General features: G+C 67.5%; 2 protein-coding genes. Both read left to right on the top strand.

All coding sequences use genetic code 11. The annotated features are described in order from the left end of the window. Positions 1-131 precede the first annotated feature (131 nt). On the top strand, positions 132-398 hold the full coding sequence (locus ABD332_RS59845; protein ID WP_344516089.1) for a DUF3311 domain-containing protein: 267 nt from the start codon (positions 132-134) through the stop codon (positions 396-398). Beyond that, a partial coding sequence (locus ABD332_RS59850) for a carbon starvation CstA family protein (RefSeq protein ID WP_344516087.1) occupies positions 395-1,193 on the top strand: 799 nt, incomplete at its 3' end. The genes ABD332_RS59845 and ABD332_RS59850, both read left to right, overlap by 4 nt.

The raw sequence follows: 1,193 nt of genomic DNA on the forward strand, positions 1-1,193 counted from the left end.
CCTCTCAGTCCTCTGTGTGTTGCGCAGGCTCCCGGATCGGTTGACACGAAACAAGAGGCAATCGGTCGGTAAACCGTGCGACATGGGTGCGCAACATTCAGGCATCGTCGACGACTGTTCGGGAGGCCGGGATGGCGAGATTCCGCAAGGCAATCAGAGTCGCTGCCTACACCGGCCTGACACTGCCGCTCGTGGCAATCCTCTGGGTCCCGCTGTACGCGCGGACCACGCCTCGGCTGGCAGGGCTGCCTTTCTTCTACTGGTTCCAGTTCGCTTGGATCTTCCTGAGCGTGGCGCTGATGACAGCCAGTCATCTGCTGCTGAAGCGCACGGACCCTGGGGTCCGTGCGCCAGGGACGCGTCCAGGCGGACACCCCCACCCTGGAGAGCATGCATGAGCATCTTCACTCCGCAGACCCGGGCCCGCCCGGGTCTGCGGTCCATCGTGATCTGGACAGCCGTGTCGATCGTCGGCGCGATCGCCTGGGGGGTCATCGCCCTGGCCCGCGGCGAGAGCATTTCGGCGATCTGGCTGGTGGCCGCGGCGCTGTGCTCGTACGCGATCGCCTACCGGTTCTACGCGCGCTTCATCGCCCGGCGCGTGCTCAAGGTCGACGACCGGCGCGCCACGCCCGCGGAGCGGCTGGACAACGGCATCGACTACCACGTCACCGACCGCCGCGTGCTGCTGGGCCACCACTTCGCCGCGATCGCGGGCGCCGGGCCGCTGGTCGGGCCGGTCCTCGCGGCGCAGATGGGCTACCTGCCCGGCACCATCTGGATCATTGTCGGTGTCGTCTTCGCCGGGGCCGTGCAGGACATGGTGGTCATGTTCCTGTCCATGCGCCGCGACGGGAAGAGCATCGGCCAGATGGCCCGGGACGAGATCGGCCGCGTCGGCGGCGTCGCAGCCCTGGTGGCCGTCTTCTCGATCATGATCATTCTGCTCGGTGTCCTCGCGCTCGTCGTCGTCAACGCGCTCGCGAAGTCGCCCTGGGGCACCTTCTCCATCGCCATGACCATCCCGATCGCCCTGTTCATGGGCTTCTACCTGCGGGTACTCCGACCGGGCCGCGTGGTCGAAACCAGCGTGATCGGCGTCGGGCTGCTGGTCTTCGCCATCGTCGCGGGCGGCTGGGTCCAGGACTCCAGCTGGGCCGGCGCGTTTACGCTCAAGCCCGAGACCCTGGTCT

Source organism: Dactylosporangium maewongense, assembly GCF_039531485.1.
In the GTDB taxonomy this organism is placed as follows: Bacteria; Actinomycetota; Actinomycetes; order Mycobacteriales; family Micromonosporaceae; genus Dactylosporangium; species Dactylosporangium maewongense.